18 protein-coding genes are annotated in these 19176 nt (G+C 60.5%); 9 read left to right on the top strand and 9 right to left on the bottom strand.

Annotated elements, in window-relative coordinates; genetic code table 11:
• Positions 1 to 64: 64 nt before the first annotated feature.
• From AC4PR2_RS11385 to AC4PR2_RS11400, 4 genes are all read right to left on the bottom strand, one after another.
• Entirely contained in the window at positions 65 to 829 is a 765-nt protein-coding gene (locus AC4PR2_RS11385; RefSeq protein WP_492175140.1) for a fimbria/pilus periplasmic chaperone, read from the bottom strand.
• 81 nt (positions 830 to 910) lie between these two features.
• Entirely contained in the window at positions 911 to 3445 is a 2535-nt protein-coding gene (locus tag AC4PR2_RS11390) for an outer membrane usher protein (protein WP_072271313.1), read from the bottom strand.
• 46 nt (positions 3446 to 3491) lie between these two features.
• Complete coding sequence (locus AC4PR2_RS11395) at positions 3492 to 4028, bottom strand: fimbrial protein (protein ID WP_060421578.1); 537 nt, start codon at positions 4026 to 4028, stop codon at positions 3492 to 3494.
• A gap of 78 nt (positions 4029 to 4106) precedes the next feature.
• A complete protein-coding gene (locus AC4PR2_RS11400; protein WP_025302212.1) occupies positions 4107 to 4628 on the bottom strand; it encodes a fimbrial protein in 522 nt (173 codons plus the stop codon).
• Positions 4629 to 5293: 665 nt separating this feature from the next.
• Between AC4PR2_RS11400 and AC4PR2_RS11405 the strand changes: the two genes are divergently transcribed.
• The 3 genes from AC4PR2_RS11405 (at position 5294) to AC4PR2_RS11415 (ending at position 7184) form a co-directional block, all read left to right on the top strand.
• Positions 5294 to 5614, top strand: a complete 321-nt coding sequence (locus AC4PR2_RS11405; protein ID WP_047728024.1) for a hypothetical protein — start codon at positions 5294 to 5296, stop codon at positions 5612 to 5614.
• Between the two features lie 141 nt (positions 5615 to 5755).
• On the top strand, positions 5756 to 6673 hold the full coding sequence (locus tag AC4PR2_RS11410; RefSeq protein WP_197658433.1) for a fimbrial protein: 918 nt from the start codon (positions 5756 to 5758) through the stop codon (positions 6671 to 6673).
• A 19-nt stretch (positions 6674 to 6692) separates the two neighbouring features.
• Complete coding sequence (locus tag AC4PR2_RS11415; protein ID WP_225528983.1) at positions 6693 to 7184, top strand: fimbrial protein; 492 nt, start codon at positions 6693 to 6695, stop codon at positions 7182 to 7184.
• A 99-nt stretch (positions 7185 to 7283) separates the two neighbouring features.
• On the opposite strand, the gene AC4PR2_RS11420 is transcribed toward AC4PR2_RS11415, so the two are convergent.
• Positions 7284 to 8489, bottom strand: coding sequence for a serine hydrolase (locus tag AC4PR2_RS11420; RefSeq protein ID WP_038881127.1), 1206 nt, complete (start codon positions 8487 to 8489; stop codon positions 7284 to 7286).
• Between the two features lie 466 nt (positions 8490 to 8955).
• Between AC4PR2_RS11420 and AC4PR2_RS11425 the strand changes: the two genes are divergently transcribed.
• Positions 8956 to 10323, top strand: a complete 1368-nt coding sequence (locus AC4PR2_RS11425; RefSeq protein ID WP_060440321.1) for a pyridoxal-phosphate dependent enzyme — start codon at positions 8956 to 8958, stop codon at positions 10321 to 10323.
• A gap of 12 nt (positions 10324 to 10335) precedes the next feature.
• Positions 10336 to 11481 carry a trans-sulfuration enzyme family protein gene (locus AC4PR2_RS11430; protein WP_025302206.1) on the top strand — a complete coding sequence of 382 codons (1146 nt, stop codon included), beginning with the start codon at positions 10336 to 10338 and terminating at the stop codon, positions 11479 to 11481.
• A 59-nt stretch (positions 11482 to 11540) separates the two neighbouring features.
• Here the strand turns inward: AC4PR2_RS11430 and AC4PR2_RS11435 are convergent, their stop codons facing one another.
• Entirely contained in the window at positions 11541 to 12563 is a 1023-nt protein-coding gene (locus AC4PR2_RS11435) for an isopenicillin N synthase family dioxygenase (RefSeq protein WP_180548670.1), read from the bottom strand.
• A 286-nt stretch (positions 12564 to 12849) separates the two neighbouring features.
• Between AC4PR2_RS11435 and AC4PR2_RS11440 the strand changes: the two genes are divergently transcribed.
• Together AC4PR2_RS11440 and AC4PR2_RS11445 are read left to right on the top strand one after the other, a co-directional pair.
• Positions 12850 to 13506 (top strand): HAD family hydrolase, encoded by a 657-nt coding sequence (locus AC4PR2_RS11440; RefSeq protein WP_004938759.1) that lies wholly within the window; start codon positions 12850 to 12852, stop codon positions 13504 to 13506.
• An 89-nt stretch (positions 13507 to 13595) separates the two neighbouring features.
• Positions 13596 to 14216, top strand: a complete 621-nt coding sequence (locus AC4PR2_RS11445) for a glutathione S-transferase N-terminal domain-containing protein (protein WP_197801828.1) — start codon at positions 13596 to 13598, stop codon at positions 14214 to 14216.
• 13 nt (positions 14217 to 14229) lie between these two features.
• Here AC4PR2_RS11445 and AC4PR2_RS11450 read toward each other — a convergent pair whose 3' ends face one another.
• The gene (locus AC4PR2_RS11450) at positions 14230 to 15330 is read right to left on the bottom strand and encodes a PQQ-dependent sugar dehydrogenase (RefSeq protein WP_087762233.1); all 1101 of its coding nucleotides are present in this window, start codon (positions 15328 to 15330) and stop codon (positions 14230 to 14232) included.
• A 131-nt stretch (positions 15331 to 15461) separates the two neighbouring features.
• Here AC4PR2_RS11450 and AC4PR2_RS11455 point away from each other — a divergent pair, with 131 nt between their 5' ends.
• Both AC4PR2_RS11455 and AC4PR2_RS11460 read left to right on the top strand, forming a co-directional pair.
• Complete coding sequence (locus tag AC4PR2_RS11455; protein WP_033654621.1) at positions 15462 to 15881, top strand: GNAT family N-acetyltransferase; 420 nt, start codon at positions 15462 to 15464, stop codon at positions 15879 to 15881.
• Positions 15882 to 15892: 11 nt separating this feature from the next.
• Entirely contained in the window at positions 15893 to 16876 is a 984-nt protein-coding gene (locus AC4PR2_RS11460; RefSeq protein WP_055312326.1) for a magnesium and cobalt transport protein CorA, read from the top strand.
• A 63-nt stretch (positions 16877 to 16939) separates the two neighbouring features.
• On the opposite strand, the gene AC4PR2_RS11465 is transcribed toward AC4PR2_RS11460, so the two are convergent.
• Both AC4PR2_RS11465 and AC4PR2_RS11470 read right to left on the bottom strand, forming a co-directional pair.
• Entirely contained in the window at positions 16940 to 17752 is an 813-nt protein-coding gene (locus AC4PR2_RS11465) for a nitrilase-related carbon-nitrogen hydrolase (protein ID WP_337046450.1), read from the bottom strand.
• Positions 17749 to 19176, bottom strand: a complete 1428-nt coding sequence (locus AC4PR2_RS11470) for a purine-cytosine permease family protein (RefSeq protein WP_337046449.1) — start codon at positions 19174 to 19176, stop codon at positions 17749 to 17751. The genes AC4PR2_RS11465 and AC4PR2_RS11470 overlap by 4 nt, the downstream gene beginning before the upstream one ends.

Here is a 19176-nt window from a genome sequence, read left to right on the forward strand (position 1 = left end):
TTTCGTTGCATGATTCGTTCACTCCGCTGTATTCACTCTGTCTTCCCTGCTTGCGCGCGGATCGTCATTTGGCGACCGGCACGACCTGGCAGGCATTGCCGGCGCAGCGGAAGTTCAACTGCGGCCGCCCACCGTAATCGTTGATGTATGCCAGCGACGGGCCGTTGCCGAGGCTCGCGGCGGAGACGTTCAGCGGGGCACTGGCCTTCGGCGCCACCATCAGCGGTTCAAAGCCCGCCGCTCCTTTTCCGCCCTTGCCGGCGCTCGCCTCAACGATCGTCACGTAATAAGGGGTCCGGTTGTTCACCACGTACTTGTCGCCCTGCCGGGTCAGCGTCAGCTGCTCCTGCCACGGTGCGGCGTTCTTTTTCGGGGCGAGCGCCGCCGGGCGATAAAACATTTTGATGCGCGTCTGCAGCGCTATCTGCAGCGTGTTCGGCTTATTGCTGCGCGGCGGGATCTCGCGCAGGTTGAAGTAATACAGCGTCTCCCTGTCCTGCGGCAGCTGACGCGCGGCCGGCAGCGACTGGATCTTCACCTGGCTCGGTTTGCCCGGCTCCACCCGTTGCACCGGCGGCAGCACGGTGAAAGGGCTTTGGATTTTGTTGCCGCGATCGTCTTCGATCCATCCCTGCGCCAGATACGGCAACTGTTTGTTCTGGTTACTGATGTTGAGACTGACCGTTTTCAGGTCGCCGTCGAAAATCACGCGCGTGCGATCCAGCGCGATAGCCGCATGAGCGGGCAGGCTGACCGCGCCGATCGTCAACGCGGCGGCGAGCGGGCCCACAAGGAAAACGGTCTTTCTGGTCATAGTCAGATTCATCATGTCTTCACGGTTCCAGTCGGCCGTAAGCGGACGAGCCCGCCCCGGCGGTTTAGCGGCGGAGCGGGCTCCGCCGGGTGTATGTCAGTTGGCGTCAGCCGCCGGCTTGCTGCCGGCAAGAGGACGGCAAGGCAGCAGCAACGTGTTCATCAACATTTCGGCCGGCAGCGGCGACGGCAGCTGGATTTCACACTGCGCCGCGCCGTTCCAGTGCACGCTCATGCGCTCGCCGGGGTTAAGGCCGGACAGGTAAACGCTGCCGCCGTCATTGATGATGCCGGTCTCCTGTTTGCGGGCATTCAGCACCGTGGCACCAAACGGCGGCTCGCTGCCGTCCGCCAGCTTGACGATCGCCATCGCCTTCTCACCGGCAATCACTTCAAACTTGCGGTAGCCGATGGCCCCCTCGGTCAACGTGGCCTGCACCACGGAACGCGTCGCCTCGACGTTGTCGCTCAGGCTGTTGAGATCGATGCTGGCCTTGTTGCGGTAGTAGCTATTTACATCCGCCACCACCGCCTTGCCGTAACGGTTGGTCAGCACCGTACTGCCGTAGCCACGTACCGGCACACCGGCGACGCCTTCGGTATCGAGCAGCAAGCGCGTACCGCCCGGCGTATTGACGCGGTGCAGCACCGCCCCTTCCGCCGCCATCGTCAGGCCGCCCTGCGCACCGATGCCGACAGCGCTGTAGCGGCCGGCCTGGTAGCTGGCGTTGGCGTTGATCTGCGCCATGTCGCCCTGATGGCTGTAATAACCGCTGGCCGTCGCTCCGCTGCGTGCGGCGCCGGCGCTGATCTGATAGTTGTTGTGTTCATCGACCCGGTTGTAGTACCCGACCCGGTGAGCGTTCTCTTCGCGATCGAGCGTCATGTTGTAACTGAGCGTGCCTGCACTGCCCCAGGGCAGCGACAGCGACAGATACATCCCGTCGTCGTTGCGCTCGTTATAACGGTTGCGATAGGCCGACAGCGACACGCTGACGTTCTTGAAATCGCCGATGTCGAAGTAGCGCGATACCATCAGGTTGTAACGATCGTTCGGCGCCCGATCCCAGTAGGTTTGGTGGCTGTAGTTGAGATAGGTGCTCAACCCCAGTTCGCGGAACTGCTTGTTGAAGGTGATGGTGTACATCTCCTTGCTCTTGCCGCTGCGCCCCCCTTCGTAACGCGCATCCAGGTAGTCCCCCATGCTCATGAAATCTTCCTGGGAGAAGCGGTAACCGGCAAAGGTGACCTGGCTGTCGTATTCATCGAAGTTCTTCGAATAGCTCAGCCGGTACGAACCGCCGGTCAGCGTGCCATCCTGCGGCAAACGCGCACGCGACTGCGTGGCATCGAACGACAGCGCCCCCAGCGCCATCAGATCGCGCCCGATCCCCAGCGACAGCGCGTTGTAATCGCCGCCGGCGATGCCCCCGCCGTACAGCGACCAGCCGTTGCTGATCCCCCAGGAGAACTCGCCGGTGCCGAACATCGGCCCGCGCAGATGGTGCCCCCACTCTGACGGTTTGCCCGTCGCCAGCTTGTAACGCACCGTACCCGGCCGCGTCAGATAAGGAATGTTGGCGGTGTTCATCTTGAACTCCTGCACGCTGCCGTCTTGCTCTTCGACACGCACGTCCAGCTCGCCGGAAACCGCATCGTTGATGTCCTGAATGCGGAACGGCCCCGCCGCTACCTGCGTTTCATACAGCACGCGCCCCTGCTGGCTGACCACCACCTTGGCGTTGGTTTTCGCCACGCCGGTCACTTCCGGCGCATAGCCGCGCAGGTTGGGCGGCAACATGCTGTCGTCGGATCGCAGACTGACGCCGGTAAAGCGCAGGCTGTCGAAAATGTCGGAGTTCAGGTAATCCTCACCCATCGTCAGCCGCGAACGCAGCGCCGGGATCGCCCGGTAGGCGTAATAGCGGCTCCAGTCGAACTGTTTATCGGTAGGCTGAGAAGAACCGGTCTGATGGTTGAGGTTGGCCTGCCAGTCGGCGCGCAGACGCCAGGCGCCCAGGTTGGCGCCACCGGTACCGTTGCCGCTCAGGCTGTAACTGCTGCCGCCTTTCTGATGCTTTTGCGTTTGGGCGTTGACGTTATAGTCAAACAGCAGCCCGGGAATACCGTCATCCCAGCGCGAAGGCGGGTCCCAGTTTTCCGAGCTGTATTCCAGATAGGCCTGAGGAATGTTCAGATACAGTGAGGAGCTGGCAAGATCGCCGCGGGCTTCCATCCCCGCCAGACTGGAAGCGTCAAGGCAACGGCCGCCGTGCGTCCAATTCAGCGTGCTTAACAGTTTTTCTTTCAGCCCCAGTTGGTTGACCAATTCCGGCGAAAGACAGGCTTCGCTGCCTTTTGGATCGTTCTCGGGCGCCATAAACGTTACCGGCTGTTCCGGCAGATCGTTCTTATTGACGTGCACCACCATGGTATAAACGCCCGGCATGATGTAGCCGCTGCGCGTAAATTGGCTCAGATCGATATTTTTACGATCGTTGATGTCCAATACGTCGGTATTGAATTGAATCACGTCGGCGGCATAGACCAACGCGATTGGATTTCCCAGAGAAAGGGCAACGCAAAGCCCCAAGGCCTGAAGACGAAATAACTTCCCTGCCGGTGAAAGCATAATAAAGTCCTTTCAATAACGAATTAACCGTCAGTACGAGAAAAAATCAAAAATAATCCAGCTTAAAACGCACTGTGGAAAAATACGCTCCCACCTTCAACGGCTGGTGATTCGGCATCAACGTCATGGAATAATTCAGCACTCGGTTTCCCGGTATTATTCCCTCCATCGGCAAAGGTTTCCCTGGAATAACCGCCGTGCCGCTGCTGTCTTTTATCTCCAAGGCAACGCCGCGCGCATCGCCCTGTACGCCAAACAGAGCACCTTCCGCATAACCATCAAACGTGACCTGAAAGAATTTCCAGTCAGGCTTGTTTTCCGGCCGTTCCAAAATGCAATTGACCAATTCGATACTGAAAGGTTTGGTCATCCCCTGGCCGTCACGAATGATCTGTCCGAGAGGAATAGTGTCCATATCGATCGTCTGATCGCGGCTGCCGGCAGCAATGGCGCAGGCGGTGTCGATAATGGCGCCGTGCATGTTGACTTTGCCCCACCCCTGCGCGGCGGAAATTGCATAGCCGGGCGCAAACGCCAACGACGCCAAAAGAACGGCACCCGCTCGATTCCTTGGTAAAAACATCGCGACATTCCTTTGACAGGGAGATTCACCAGGCATGCGGCGAACCCCATGCCTGGTTGATTAAGCCTTCGGACTCACTTACTGATAAGCCAGGGTGAAATCGGCTACGGCAGTGAAATCGCCCGGAACGATGGCGGCGGAAGCGCCTTCACCCTGCAGGTAGGCGGCGAAATGCAGAGTGTTGTTGCCGGTGTTCAGGGTCTGCGCGGTAGTCGCTTCACCCAGTTTGATCGGCTGACCATTGTAAGAGATGGCTACGCCGGCGCCGCTGGCGGTACCCGCGATACCCAACAGATCCTTGTCGGTGGACGACGCTACGCCGCTGAAGGTGGTTTTAACGGTTTTCAGCGTGGTGATATCACACTGCTCCAGTTTGATTTCAAACGGACGCGGGTTGGATTTGCCGCCGTTTTTCAACGCCACGTTGGAAACCTGGCCCAGATCTACGGTCTGATCGATCGACTCGGGTGCAATAGAGCATGGCGCATCAATAATAGAGCCCGTGAAGGTGACCTTACCGTGTCCCTGATCGGCTGCCTGTGCAAAAGAACTTGCGCCAAATGCAATCACTGCAGCCATCATGATTTTGTTAAGTTTCATAGAACCTATATTCCTTATAAGAAAAAATGCATATTCCAATCAAGAAAAAGAGCAACAGGAAACCCGCTCGCGCTTATATATGCGCAGCCCTGATTCTTTAGCATCTTGCTGGTTGGTTAACTGCCAAAACCCAAAGGCACCGACAATAAACATGTCGATTACGGCAAGTTCGCAGCGGCCCACCCATTAATGAATTCGTCATATAAAAATAAACAAAATCACAACAGGCAGAGACCAATACTTTCTAATCCGCCCTTCTTGTCCGGCGATGAATATTCTGGCAAATGCCTCCAAGCAAAAAAAGGCTTTTTTTGATCAAGGCGAACATTCGCAATTTATTTCCTAATTGAAGTTAATTTACTGTTATTTTTAGGCTCATAGATCGTAAAAGATGCTTTTATAGAGCAATATCCTGTTTTTCTGTGATTCCCAAGTAATCAGATCGCAAAGTGGCACTTTGTGAATATAATAAACCAAAATTTTAGGTTTCAGCGTGACGCCACCCCTGCCTTGGTATAGGTAAAAACGGGGCGGGCAACGCCTTTTTTTTCAATCCTGATAAATAGATAGGATTTTTCTTTGTTCGCGTTTTACCTCGTTGTTGGTAGGCAGCGAAAGTTTGTTTTTTCTTAGGAATACGGCAATCGGAATACAGAGGAAGTGCTATGGAAGCGTTATCTCCGAAACAAAAGGAAATACGGCAATTGCAGCACGATCTGCTGCAAACATTATTTGCGCAGTCACCCCGCAAGTGCCCCGTCGCCGGTCTGCCGCCGCCGCAGCAATGGCTATCGACGCGGCAACTGGCCAATGCCGTCAACGTCGGTGTTTACCGGGCTCGGCGGCTGTTGTTGGATCTTGTCGCCCGGCAAAAAGTGATTGTGACGGACGGCTCTATCAACAACTCGTTGAGGTGGTATCCCACCGCGTTGCTGAACGGTGATAACGACGGCATCCCCAACAGAGATGCCCTCACTCCCCTTTAACGGAATAAATATGGCCAACCGGCCTGATTGGCGATATTTCATTGCGGAGTAATGCCGCACACTATTTATATATATTGGGATATTATCGTGAGAAAAACAGCCCTGCTATTTTTACGTTGCTGCCTGGCATTATCTTTCTTCATGCTGCTTGGCAATGCCAACGCATTTACCTGCCGCACGTCCGATGGCGGACTGATTCCACCCGGGGGCTCGACCACGCCGGTTGACGTCCGGGTACGCATCGGGCCACAGCTTTCTTATGGCAAAAACGAAATCGTCAACGTCAGCCAGGTCACCTGTAAAAACGACGTCGCGAGCTGGTATGACTATCTCAAAACCGACAGCCCGGCGCTGTCGATGAACAGTGCGATTTTTGGCACCATCGGCAGCGGTACCACCATCAACGGCAGCGATTACAACTCTCCGGTGCCATCAGGTATCAGCGTACTCAGCCTTACCGGGTTACAGACCCAGTCGGTCGCCATCCGGGTCTATATCGTGTTGAACCGTTTCCCAACGCCGGACATCAAGGTGAACAAGGGCGACGTCATCGGCCAAATAAACTTTATTCAGACCAACGATCAGCCGGGTTGCCCGCAGTGCGGCGTTTATCGCTGGCGCCTGATCGCCGACAACGACGCCTACTTCGTCACCACCAGTTGCACCATCAACAACGGCCAGCAAATCAATGTCGACTTTGGCCAGATCCGCCAGGACTTTCTGACTCAAAGCGCCAGCGACGCCCAAATCAAACAGGACAAGGCGCTCAGCTACCAATGCGACGACCAGAGCGCGACGCAGGATATTCTGATCCGCATGGTCAGCGACGCCAGTGGCTTCTCCAGCGATTTTATCAAAACCAGCAACCCTAACGTCGGCGTGGCCATGGTGTACAACGGCACGGTGGTAAAGCCCAACAATGCCTTCAGAACGCGCATCGTCAACGGGCTGGGCAACGACACCGTAACCTTTGTGCCGGTGAAGAACAATGTGCCTTACACCAGCATCGCCACCGGCCCGCTGTCAGGCTCGGCCACGCTGATCTTCAGCGCACCTTGAAACGGGAGCCAGAATGAACATGACGAAAAAAACACGCTGCGCTCTGCTGTGGTCGCTGAGCCTGATCAGCGCCACCACCCAGGCCGCCGACCAGGGCACCAAGGTCAACATCACCGCCACCGTGGTGGCGCCTCCGCCTTGCGTGATCAATGACGGGCGCACCATCGATATCGACTTCGGCAAGGTCGGCATCAAGCGCATCGACGGCAATCGCTATATGCAACGCATCGATTACAGCATCAAATGCGAGTTTCTGGATAACAGCCGCCAGCTGAAAATGAAGATCATGGGCGGCGCGGCGGCCTTCGACGGCAGCGTGTTAACCAGCAGCGTCAATGGATTGGGCATCAAGCTGTTGGCCAACGGTAAGGCCTTCGCCATCAATACGCCGCTGAACATCGATTACGCCAATCCGCCGACGCTTGATGCAGTGCCGGTGAAAAACAGCGCCGTCACCCTGGCGGAAGGCGATTTCACCAGCGGCGCCACCATGCTGGTGGACTACTTTTAATCACCGCGACCCAGGAACTCGCGAAAAAAAGCCGCAACGTCTCCGTTGCGGCTTGGTCGAGAATCTTGCGCCCGGGGCGCGCGCCTCACATCAGGGTATTTAGCCGAAGATCCCGCCGAACCACTGGCTCAGCTTCATCATCACCATATCCCAGATGCGGCTGAAGAAGTTGCCCTCTTTCACCTCTTGCATCACCACCAGCGGGTGTTGCTCGATGGTTTTGCCGTCCAGCTGGAAATCGATGGTGCCGACCACCTGGTTTTTCGCCAGCGGTGCTTCCAGCGTCGGCTGGGTCAGCTTGTAGCTGGCCTTCAGGTTTTTCATCTGCCCTTTCGGAATGGTGACCGAGGCGTCTTTCGCTACGCCGAGCGGCACTTCGCTGACGTCGCCGAACCACACTTTCTGGGTGACGAACGGCTTATCGGCCTTGATCGGCGTCGCGGTTTCATAGAAGCGGAAGCCCCAGGTCAGCAGCTTTTCGCTTTCACTGAAGCGTACGCGATCGCTCGGCGCGCCCAGCACCACCGAGATCAGACGCATCGGGCCGTCGGTGGCCGACGCCACCAGGTTATGGCCGGCGCCGCTGGTGTAACCGGTCTTGATACCGTCGACGTTCAGGTTGCTGCTCCACAGCAGGCGGTTACGGTTAATCTGGCGGATCTTGTTAAAGGTGAACTCTTTTTCTTTATGCAGCGCGTATTCGTCCGGCACGTCGCGGATCAGCGCCTGGCTCAGCAGCGCCATGTCGCGCGCCGTGCTGTACTGCCCTTCCGCATCCAGACCGTGCACCGTCAGGAAGTGGGTATTCTGCAGGCCCAGGGATTTGGCGTAGTTGTTCATCAGGCCGACGAACGAATCCTGGCTGCCCGCCACGTAGTCCGCCAGCGCGATGCTGGCGTCGTTGCCCGACTGGATCACGATGCCCTTATTCAGCTCCAGTACCGGCACCTGATCGCCCGGCTTGATGAACATCAGCGAAGAACCGCGCAGCGCCGGGTTACCGGGCGCCCAGGCGTCTTTGCCGACGGTGACCAGGTCTTCCGGCTTGATCTTGCCGGCCTTGATCGCCTGGCCGATCACGTAGCTGGACATGATCTTGGTCAGGCTGGCGGGATCGAGACGGGTGTCGGCATTGCCTTCGGTCAGCACCTTGCCGCTGTTGTAATCCATCAGAATGTAGGCTTTGGCGTCTACCTGCGGCGGCGCCGGCGGCTCGGCCGCGTGCACGGCCGGGGCGGCCAGCAACAGGATGCCTACGCTGAAGGTCAGTTTTTTCAGGGAAGTGGATAAGTTTTTTTTCATCATGACGTCGCCAGAGTGTCCATTCAAACCATTGAAATAGCGTTAACTTTCAAACATGTTCACGTTTTAAGCCAACCAGCGAGAGTGGCCCGGTGCGCGCGTGCCGGCCGCAACCCCCTGCGGCGCCCATAGCGGGTAACGCAACGCACCGAAAATGCCCTTGCTGTGAGTTTATGTGATTTATCTTATTTTTGCAGGGTTTAGCGTGAATTTTCAGCATTTTTACATAACTGTACGCAGGCCCCCGCTTATCGTTCAAAAAAGCATCGCGACGCGTATTTTTGCATCCACCCACGGCTACACGGCCAAGCATCTGCACCGCTAAACATCTGCGCATCTATACGTCTAAAAAAGATTAATATATTCCATAATGGCATATAGAACCGTTATTTGTTCTTTTTAAAGCGCTTATCCTCAGCGCTATCATCCATATAACGACTTTTATACCGAATAATCCTGGAGATGAGTCATGGCGATCCCCCATTCCGTCATCGAGATGATTGGCAATACCCCGATGCTGGAACTGACCCAGTTCGATACCGGCCCGTGCCGGCTGTTCGTCAAGCTGGAGAATCAAAACCCCGGTGGTTCGATCAAAGACCGCGTGGCGCTGTCAATGATCGAGCAGGCCGAGCGCGACGGCAAGCTGCAGCCGGGCGGCACCATCATCGAAGCCACCGCCGGCAATACCGGCCTGGGACTGGCACTGGTGGCGGCGCTGAAAGGCTATAAGCTGCTGCTGGTGGTACCGGACAAGATGAGCCGCGAGAAGATCTTCCACCTGCGCGCACTGGGCGTGGAAGTGCTGCTGACCCGCTCGGACGTCGGCAAGGGGCATCCGGCTTACTATCAGGATTACGCCAAACGCCTGGCCGGGGAGATCCCCGGCGCCTTTTATATCGATCAGTTCAACAACCCGGCCAACCCGGCGGCCCATACCACCACCACCGCGCCCGAACTGTGGCAGCAGATGGAGCATGACGTAGACGCTATCGTGGTTGGCGTCGGCTCCGGCGGCACGCTGGGCGGGCTGAGCCGCTATTTCGCCGACGTTTCGCCGCAGACGGAATTCGTGCTGGCCGACCCTGCCGGCTCTATCCTGGCGGACTATCTCGACAACGGCCACATCGGGGAAGCGGGCAGCTGGCTGGTGGAAGGCATCGGCGAAGACTTCGTCCCGCCGCTCAGCGACTTTGACCAGGTCCGCCACGCTTACCGCATCGGCGACGCAGAAGCCTTCACCACCGCGCGCGATCTGCTGCGCAAGGAAGGCGTGCTGGCGGGCTCGTCCACCGGCACCCTGCTGGCCGCCGCACTGCGTTACTGCCGCGCACAGACCGAACCCAAGCGAGTGGTGACCTTTGTCTGCGACAGCGGCAACAAATACCTGTCTAAAATGTATAACGACCACTGGATGCTGGAACAGGGCCTGCTGAGCAAACCGCAGCACGGCGATCTGCGCGATCTGATCGCCTACCGCCACGACGAAGGCGCCGCCGTTTCTGCCGCGCCGGACGACACGCTGGCGATCGTGCACGCCCGCATGCGGCTGTACGACATCTCGCAGCTGCCGGTGCTGGAAGGCGATCGGGTGGTCGGCCTGATCGATGAGTGGGATCTGCTGAACGCCGTCCAGGCCGACGCCGCCCACTTCAGCCTGCCGGCCAGTAGCGCAATGACCAAGCGGGTCCATACGCTGCAAAAAGAAGCCGGCTACGAAGAATTGCAGGCCACCTTCAACCATGGCCACGTCGCGGTGGTGCTCGACGGCGAGCGCTTCCTCGGCCTGATTACCCGCACAGACGTGCTAAACGCCTGGCGCCAAAAATTACGTTAATAAGGACCCATTATGGCCAAGTTTGATACGTTGACCGTTCACGCCGGTTACACCCCGGACGCCACCGGCGCCGTGATGCCGGCAATTTACGCCACCTCAACCTACGCCCAACCGGCGCCGGGCGAGCATACCGGCTACGAATACTCCCGCAGCGCCAACCCGACGCGCACCGCGCTGGAAAGCGCCATCGCCGAACTGGAAGGCGGCAGCCGCGGCTACGCCTTCGCCTCCGGCCTGGCGGCCTGTTCCACGGTGCTGGAGCTGCTCGATAAAGACAGCCACCTGATCGCGGTGGACGACCTGTACGGCGGCACCTATCGCCTGCTGGAAAAGGTGCGCAGCCGCACCGCCGGCCTGCGCGTCACCTACGTGTCACCGGCGGATCTCGCCGGGCTGGAACAGGCGATCGAGCCGGATACCAAAATGATCTGGGTGGAAACCCCGACCAACCCCTTGCTGAAACTGGCGGATCTGAGCGCCATCGCCGCGATCGCCAAAAAGCATCAGCTAATCAGCGTGGCGGACAATACCTTCGCTTCGCCGTATCTGCAGCGTCCGCTGGATCTGGGCTTTGACGTGGTGGTGCACTCCGCCACCAAATACCTCAACGGCCACTCCGACGTGGTGGCCGGCGTCGCGGCGGTGGGGGATAACCCGGCGCTGGCGGAGCAGCTCGGTTTCCTGCAAAACGCGGTCGGCGGCATTCTCGATCCGTTCAGCAGCTTCCTGACGCTGCGCGGCATCCGCACCCTGGCCCTGCGCATGCAGCGCCACAGCGACAGCGCACTGCGCATCGCCCAGTGGCTGGAGAGCCAGCCGCAGGTGGAAAACGTCTACTATCCCGGCCTGCCGAGCCACCCGCAGCATGAGCTGGCGGCGCGCCAGATGACGCGCTTCGGCGGCATGATCTCGGTGCGGTTGAAAGGCGACGACGCCTATGCGCGCCGGGTCATCCAGCGCTCGCGCCTGTTCACTCTGGCAGAAAGCCTGGGCGGCGTGGAAAGCCTGATCAGCCAGCCGTTCAGCATGACGCACGCCTCCATTCCGCTGGAACAGCGCCTGGCAACCGGCATCACGCCGCAGCTGGTGCGCCTGTCGGTGGGGATTGAGGATGTGGAAGATCTGATCGCCGATCTGCAGCAGGCGCTGGCGGAATAATCGCCAGAATCAATCGCCATCAGCCCGGCCGACGCGCCGGGCTTTTTTGTGCCTGATGTTCAGACGCCGATGACGTCCCGATAAAAGCGCTGTGCCACATCGGGGTGGGAACGGATGCGGCCTTTCAGGTAGTTATACCCTACGTCGCGCAGCAGCGGGTTGAGCGGATCGCTGGCCGGGCCGCGCGCCTGCGCCGCCAACTGCGGCGGCAGTTGATACAACGGCACCACCGCGTCCAAGCGCGCGCCGAGGAAGAAGGCGATCGACAGCCTGTCGCGCCCCGCCGGCGGCGTTTCCACCCGGTGCACCGTGGCGCGCAGGTAGCCGTTGGTCGCCAGCTCCAGCAGCTCGCCGATGTTCACCACGAAGGTGTCCTCACGCGGCTGGGCGTCAATCCACCGCCCTTCGCTCACCTCCACCTGCAGCCCTTTTTGCGCGTCCTGCAGCAGGAAGCTGAGAAAGCCGGAGTCCTTGTGCGCGCCGACGCCCTGTGCGCTGGCGGTAGCGTCCCGCCCCGGGTAGCGAATCAGTTTGATGTGTTCGTTGGGCTTCTCGCCGTACAAGCGATCGAAAGCCTGCTCCGGCAGCGACAGCGCCAAAGCGAAAGCGCGCAGCAGCCGCAGCGACATGGCGGTCATCGCCTGTTGCCACTGCAGCAGCAGCGGTTTCAGCGTCGGCAGCGCCGCCGGCCACTGGTTTGGCCCCTGCAGACGCGCCCAGCGCGGGGTGTCGTCAGACAGCGTCAGCGCCGGGCGTTCGGCGCCGATATCGAACTGCTCACGCCAGTCCGGCTGGCCACGCGTCAGCTCCGCCGCCGCCCGGTTGTAACCACGAAAGTGCGGCGAATGCACCATCTGCACCGCCAATTTGTCGGCTTCCGGCAGCGCGAAAAATTGCCGCGCGCCCTGCTGCAGCCGCGCATTCAGCGCACTGTCCACGCCGTGCCCGCGCAGATAGAAAAAACCGACGTCGCGGGCCGCCGCGCGCAAATCGTCAAGAAAGGCGCGCCGCCGGCGCGCATCGCCGTCAAGCTGCGAAAGATCCAGCAGCGGCAGCGTCTTCAGCGTCGTCAGGTGCGTCATCATGCGGTTCCTCTTCTTCCCAGATCGCGATCGGGCTGCCGTACAGGCTAATAATCAACATTCTCTCTCCAGCGGGTAGCTGCGTTTGCCCCATAGTTATCACCGCGCTCGCCGGGGCGGCCAATATTGTTGCGTTCTAAGTTATGCAAACGTTCAACAAACTGTCGCAAAACCGTCATCAATGTTTCTTATGCTCTGCGCAATTTCGCCGACGCCGCTGGCTGGCGATGGGCGCTATCCGCTATCCTGTAAACGACCTCATACCCTGCCTGCCGGAGAAATACTGATGGATTTAGCCTTATTCGACCTGGATGAAACCCTGATTGACGATGACAGCGCCAGCCTGTGGATCCGCTGGCTGGTCGGCCAGGGCTTCGCGCCGGCGGAGCTGGAACTGCAGGAGCAGCAGCTGATGCAGCTCTATTATCAGGGCAAGCTGTCGATGGAGGACTATATGCAGGCTACGCTGGCGCCGCTGACCGGCCTGAGCGTGCAAACCGTGGCCGGCTGGGTGCAACGCTACATTCGCCGCGATATCCTGCCGCGCGTCTATCCCGCCGCCCGTGAGCGCCTGCAGTGGCACCGCGAGCGCGGCGACTGCATCCTGGTGATCTCCGCCACCGGCGAGCACCTGGTGGCGCCGATCGCCGAACAACTCGGCGCCGACGATGCGCTGGCGATCGGCGTGGAAATCAGCGACGGCCGCTTCACCGGCAACACCTACGGCACCATGACCTACCAACAGGGTAAGGTGATCCGCCTGCAACACTGGCTGGCGCAGCATCCGCACCTGAAATTCGAACACAGCCACGGCTACAGCGACTCCCTCAACGATAAGGCGATGCTGCAATTCGTCGACAGCGCTACGGTGATCAACCCCGACAGCGAGTTGAGCGCGCTGGCGGCGGAGCATGGCTGGGAAGTGTGCCGTTGGGAGCGCTGAGCGGCAGGCAAAAAGTGCCCTGTGGTGTGACAAAAAGCGCGTTGTGGCGTAGGTATTAAGGGTCTTTAATCCGCTAACGGAGTTATCCCATGCTGACCATTTGGGGTCGTGAGAATTCGAACAACGTCAGGAAGGTGCTGTGGTGCGCCGCCGAACTGGGGCTGAGCTATACCCACATCAACGCCGGCGGCGCGTTCGGCAAGGTGAACGAAGAGAGTTACCGCGCGCTGAACCCGAACGGCCTGGTGCCGCTGCTGCAGGACGATGACTTCGTGCTGTGGGAATCCAACACCATCGTGCGCTATCTGGCGGCGAAATTCGGCGACGCGACGTTCTATCCGCAAGATCTGCAGGCGCGCGCCGCCGCCGAGAAGTGGATGGACTGGACTACCTCGACTATCGTCCCGGCCTTCACCATCGTCTTTTGGGGCCTGATACGCACCGCGCCGGAATTGCGCGACATGGCGAAAATCGAAGCGGCGATCGCCGCGCTGGAAAAACACTTCGACGTCATTGAACAGGCGCTGGCACATCAGCCTTACCTCTCCGGCGACGCGTTCGGCTTTGGCGATATTCCGCTCGGCAGCTTCGCCTACGCCTGGTTCGAGATGCCGATCGCCCGCCGCTCGCGGCCGAACATGGAGCGCTGGTATCAGCAGCTGCGCGCTCGCCCCGCCTACCAGCGCGGCGTGATGAGCGAACTCACCTGATCGCTGCGGGGCGTTACGACGCCCCGACTTTCAGCAGCTTGCCGTCCCGCTCGTCCGTCAGCAGATACAGGTAGCCATCCGGCCCGCTGCGTACCTCGCGAATGCGCTCGCCGCGATCGCCCAGCAACCGCTCTTCCGCCACCACCTTGTCGCCTTCCAGCGTCAGGCGAATCAGCTCCTTTTGCGCCAGCGCGCCGATGAACAGCGAGTGCCGCCAGGCGGGGAAGCGCTGCCCGTCATAAAACGCCATGCCGCTGAGGCCGGGCGAAACCCGCCAATAGTGTAGCGGCTGTTCGGTGCCGGGCACCCGTTCCCCCCTGGCCTCCGGGATCGGCTGGCCGGAATAATTGATGCCGTAGGTGGCCAGCGGCCAGCCGTAGTTTTTACCCGGCTGCGGGAGGTTGAGCTCATCGCCGCCGCGCGGGCCGTGCTCGTGTTCCCAGATCGCGCCGCTCCACGGGTTCAACGCCAGCCCTTGCGGATTGCGGTGGCCATAGGACCAAACTTCCGGCCGTTTGCCGGCCTGGCCGACCCAGGGGTTGTCCGGCGGCACTGCGCCTTCGGCGGTCAGCCGCACCAGCTTGCCCTGCAGCTTGTCGGTCTCCTGCGCCGTCGGCCGCTGGTTGTTTTCGCCCAGCGCGATAAACAGGTAGCCCTGCCGGTCGAACGCCAGCTTGCCGCCGAAGTGATTGCCGACCGACAGCTTGGGCAGCTGGCGGAAGATCACCTTGAAGTTTTCCAGCCGCGCGCCGTCTTCGCTCAAACGGCCGTAGCCGACCGCCGTGCCGGCTTTGCCGCCCTCGCCCGGTTCGGCGAAGCTGAGGTACACCCGGCGGCTGGCGGCGAAGTCGGGGGCCGGCAACACCTCCAGCAGGCCGCCCTGCCCCTCGGCGTAAACCTGCGGCACGCCGGCGATCGGCGGCGACAGGCCTTTGCCCTGCTGCCACAGCCGCAGCCGGCCGGGCCGCTCGGTGATAAGCAGGCCTTGTTCCGCCGGCAAAAAGGCCAGCGACCACGGGTGTTCCAGGCCGTCTTGCAGTTGGCTGACCGTCGGCGCGGCGTGCAGCAGGCCGCTGCACAGCAGCAAACCGGCCAGCAAAGTCAATCGGGGCATGGCATCCTCCTGGGGGTGAAATGACCCGTTTAGTGTAGCCCACTCAGCGGGCGCGGTCGTTTGCATTACATTTCAACAGGTTGCCTTTTGGCCGCAGTGTGCTTAAGTTAACGCATCACCCAGGAGGAATCATGGACATTACCGTTACCGACGCGATTGACGAACACACCCTCGATGCGATCAGGCAAGGCCTGCGCGCTTACAACCTGCCGCATATCGACGCCCGTCACCGCAAGCCGCTCAGCGTCTATGCGCGCGACGAGGCCGGCACGGTGATCGGCGGGCTGACCGCCGAAACCTGGGGCAACTGGCTGAGCGTCGAGTGGCTGTGGGTGGCGGACTCCCAACGCGGCAGCGGCCTCGGCGGCCGGTTGATGCGCGCCGCCGAACGCGAGGCGCAGGCGCGCGGCTGCCGCTACGCTCGCCTGGATACCTTCAGCTTCCAGGCGCGGCCGTTCTACGAAAAACTCGGCTATCAGCTGCAAATGACGCTGAAAGATTATCCGGTGGAACATGAGTGTTATTTTCTCACCAAAACCCTGACTGATTAATGGATGGACGGATGGACAGCAAAAGCATGGTGGTGAACTGTGTGGCGTACAAAGCCGGCCAACGGCTGGGCGAAGTCACCATCGACGATATCAGCGAGGTGGTCAAACAGCCGGACACCTTCGTCTGGCTGGGGCTCCGGCAGCCGGAACCGGCGTTTATGCGCAAGGTGCAGGAGGAGTTCGGCCTGCACGATCTGGCGATCGAAGACGCGCTGTGCGCGCACCAGCGGCCGAAGCTGGAGACCTACGGCGATTCGCTGTTCATCGTGGTCAAAACCGCGCAGTGGGGCGAGCACGACGAAATCGAATACGGTGAAACCCACTTCTTCGTCGGCAAAAACTTTCTGGTGACGGTGCGCCACGGCGCCTCGCCCAGCTACGCACCGATCCGCGCCAAGGCGGAAGAGAACCGCAAGCAGATGTGCCGCGGGCCGGGCTTCGCCCTCTATTCGGTGCTGGACTTCGTGGTGGACAACTACCGCAGCGTGGTGGCGCGCTTCGAGAGTACCATCGAGAATATCGAAGCCAACATGTTCCAGTCGGAGTTCGATCAGGCGGCGATCGAGAACGTCTATACCCTGCGCCGCCATCTGCTGGCGCTGCGCAACGCCGCGCTGCCGATGGATGAAATCTGCAACCAGCTGATCCGCCTGCACGAAGAGGTGATCCCGAAAGAGCTGCGCGCCTACGTGCGCGACGTGCAGGATCACGCGCATCAGGTGGTCAGCAATATCGACGACATGCGTGAAATGCTGACCAACGCCATGCACGTCAACCTGGCGCTGGTGACGGTCAAGCAGAACGAAGTGGTGAAACGGCTGGCGGGCTGGGGGGCGATTTTGGCCATTCCGACGGTGGTCTTCAGCCTGTACGGCATGAACTTCGCCGATATGCCGGAGCTGAAGTTCCCGTGGGCCTACCACGCCACGCTGGGGGTGACCGCCGTCGGCTGCATTTTCCTGTATCAGAAGCTGAAGAAATCGGGCTGGCTGTAAGCGCCAAAACGGCGGCTGTTGCCGCCGGCAAAAACCCTCTGCGGGGCAGCCCGCCCCGCCGCTTCAATACAGCAGCGGCCGCCGATCGCGATGCACGTGATTGTGGCGGCCGATGCGCTTGTCATCGGCCGCGCCGATATCCATCGATGCCAGCACCATGCCTTCGCCCGCCAGGCTCTGCGTCAACGGGTAACCGTCGGCGTCGACGATCGCCGAGCCGCCGATCCACGCAACGCCGCGCTCCGTTTCGCAACGATCGCACACCGCGATGAACAGCCGATTGACGGCGGCGTTGGCCTGCGCCTTCACCATCTCCGCCGGCCGTTCGCCCTGCGGGCGCGGCACCAGCGGCCAGTTGACGGGCGCGCACAGCAGCTGAGCGCCGGCCAGCGCCGGCAGCCGCACCCACTCCGGGAATTCGAGATCGTAACAGATCATCACCGCCAACCGGCCGAAGCGGGTCTCGATGACCGGCGGCGGCCGATCGCCGGCGGTAAAAATGGTGCTCTCTTCGTGCCACAGGTGCGCTTTGCGATAAATCGCCCTCACCCCCTGCGCATCGATCAATGCCGCACTGTTGGCCACCTCGCCATCGGGCAGGCGCTCGCAGAAACCGGCGACGATCGCCACATCCAACTCGCGCGCCAGGGCTCCCCACAGGCTGAGGCTCGGCCCGTCTTCGGCCTCGGCCAACGCCCGTGCCTCCGCCTTATCGCGCAGCACGTAGCCGCTGTTCACCAGCTCCGGCAGCACGATGACGTTGGCGCCGCGCTGCGCCGCACGGCGGATCGCCTGGGCGGACAGCGCCCGATTGTGTTCCGCTTCCCCGACCCGCAACGCTAACTGGCAGCATGCGACGCTGATTTTTTCCTTCACTCCCGTTCTCCTTCCAATAAACCCTCGCAGCACAACGCCACCCGCCGTTCAGCTTCAAGATCGAGCTTCCGGCACATCACGACATAAACGCTCCCGGCCACCAGCAGGCCGACCAGAAAAGCGATATCCGCACCGCCCAGTAAAACAGCAAAGGGGCCGGTGTAAAAGCCCAACGTCATGAACGGCACCATCGCCAGCAGGCCGATCGCGTAGGCCGTCAGGCCAGGGCGCCCCCAGCAGCCGTAGATCCCCGCCGGGTTGAAGATTTCACCGATCGCGTAATGCCCGCCGCGCACCACGTAAAAGTCCATCAGATTCACCGCCGTCCAGGGCACCAGGAAATACAGCATCAGCAGCACGAAGGTGTTGAAGCTGGCGAGATAGCTTGCCGGGATAGCCAACGCCACCGCAAACACCGTCAGGGCGACGACGCCAATGCCGATCATGCGTAACCTCAACGTCGGCGTCACTTTACGGAACGCGTCAATCGCGCTGAGGCTGGTCAGCATTGCGCCATAACAGTTGACCGCCATGATGCCGACCAGCGAGGGCACGGCGATCAGCACGGCCAGCGTGCCAAACCCCGGGTAAACGGCATTACCCACCGCCTGTACGCTGCCGATCGCATCGGGGGCCGGTAAGGCTGAAGCCAGAAACGCGCCCAGCGACATCAGCCAAAGCGCCGATCCTGCCGCCCCCAGATAAGTCCAAAAGATCACGTTGGCAGACGGCGTTTCCTGCGGCAGATAGCGCGAATAGTCGGAAACGTACACCGCGTAGCTGATCTGGTAGCCGGCGGCGGCCGACAGCTGAATCAAAAAGGCCGCCCACGAGAAATGCCCGGCGCCGACGGCGGCATCCATCCGCAGCGACAACGCGGCGCCGATCGTCAGCACGCCGAACACCGCCATCATCACATAGGTCAGCCAGCGCTGCACCGCATGCAGCATATCGTGGCCGACGATCGCCAACAGCACGGCCACCGCGATCAACAACGCATACCAGGGCAGACGGTGGCCCGGCAGCACCGTGTTGATCGCATCGGTCGCGAGAATAACGTTGAACACGTTGAAGCCGATGTAAACAAACACCACGGCGGCGAAGGGCACGATGGCCCCACGCAGGCCGAATTGGGCCCGCGACTGGATCATCTGCGGCAGCCCCATGCGCGGCCCCTGGTTGGCATGGCACGCCATGAAGAACGTGCCGAACCCTACGCCGGCGGCAATGGCCAGCATCGAATAAAGCGCACCCAGCCCCAGCGCCGGGCCGGTGAAACCGACCACCATCGTCGTCAAAACGAAATTACCGGTAAACCAAAACGGCGCCTGATGCCAAACCTTGCCATGCCGCTCGTGACGGGGCACATAGTCTATCGAGCGCACTTCAATTTTTGGGCGTGACGCCACATTGCGATTGTTCAT

The organism is Serratia sp. A07 (assembly GCF_058725505.1).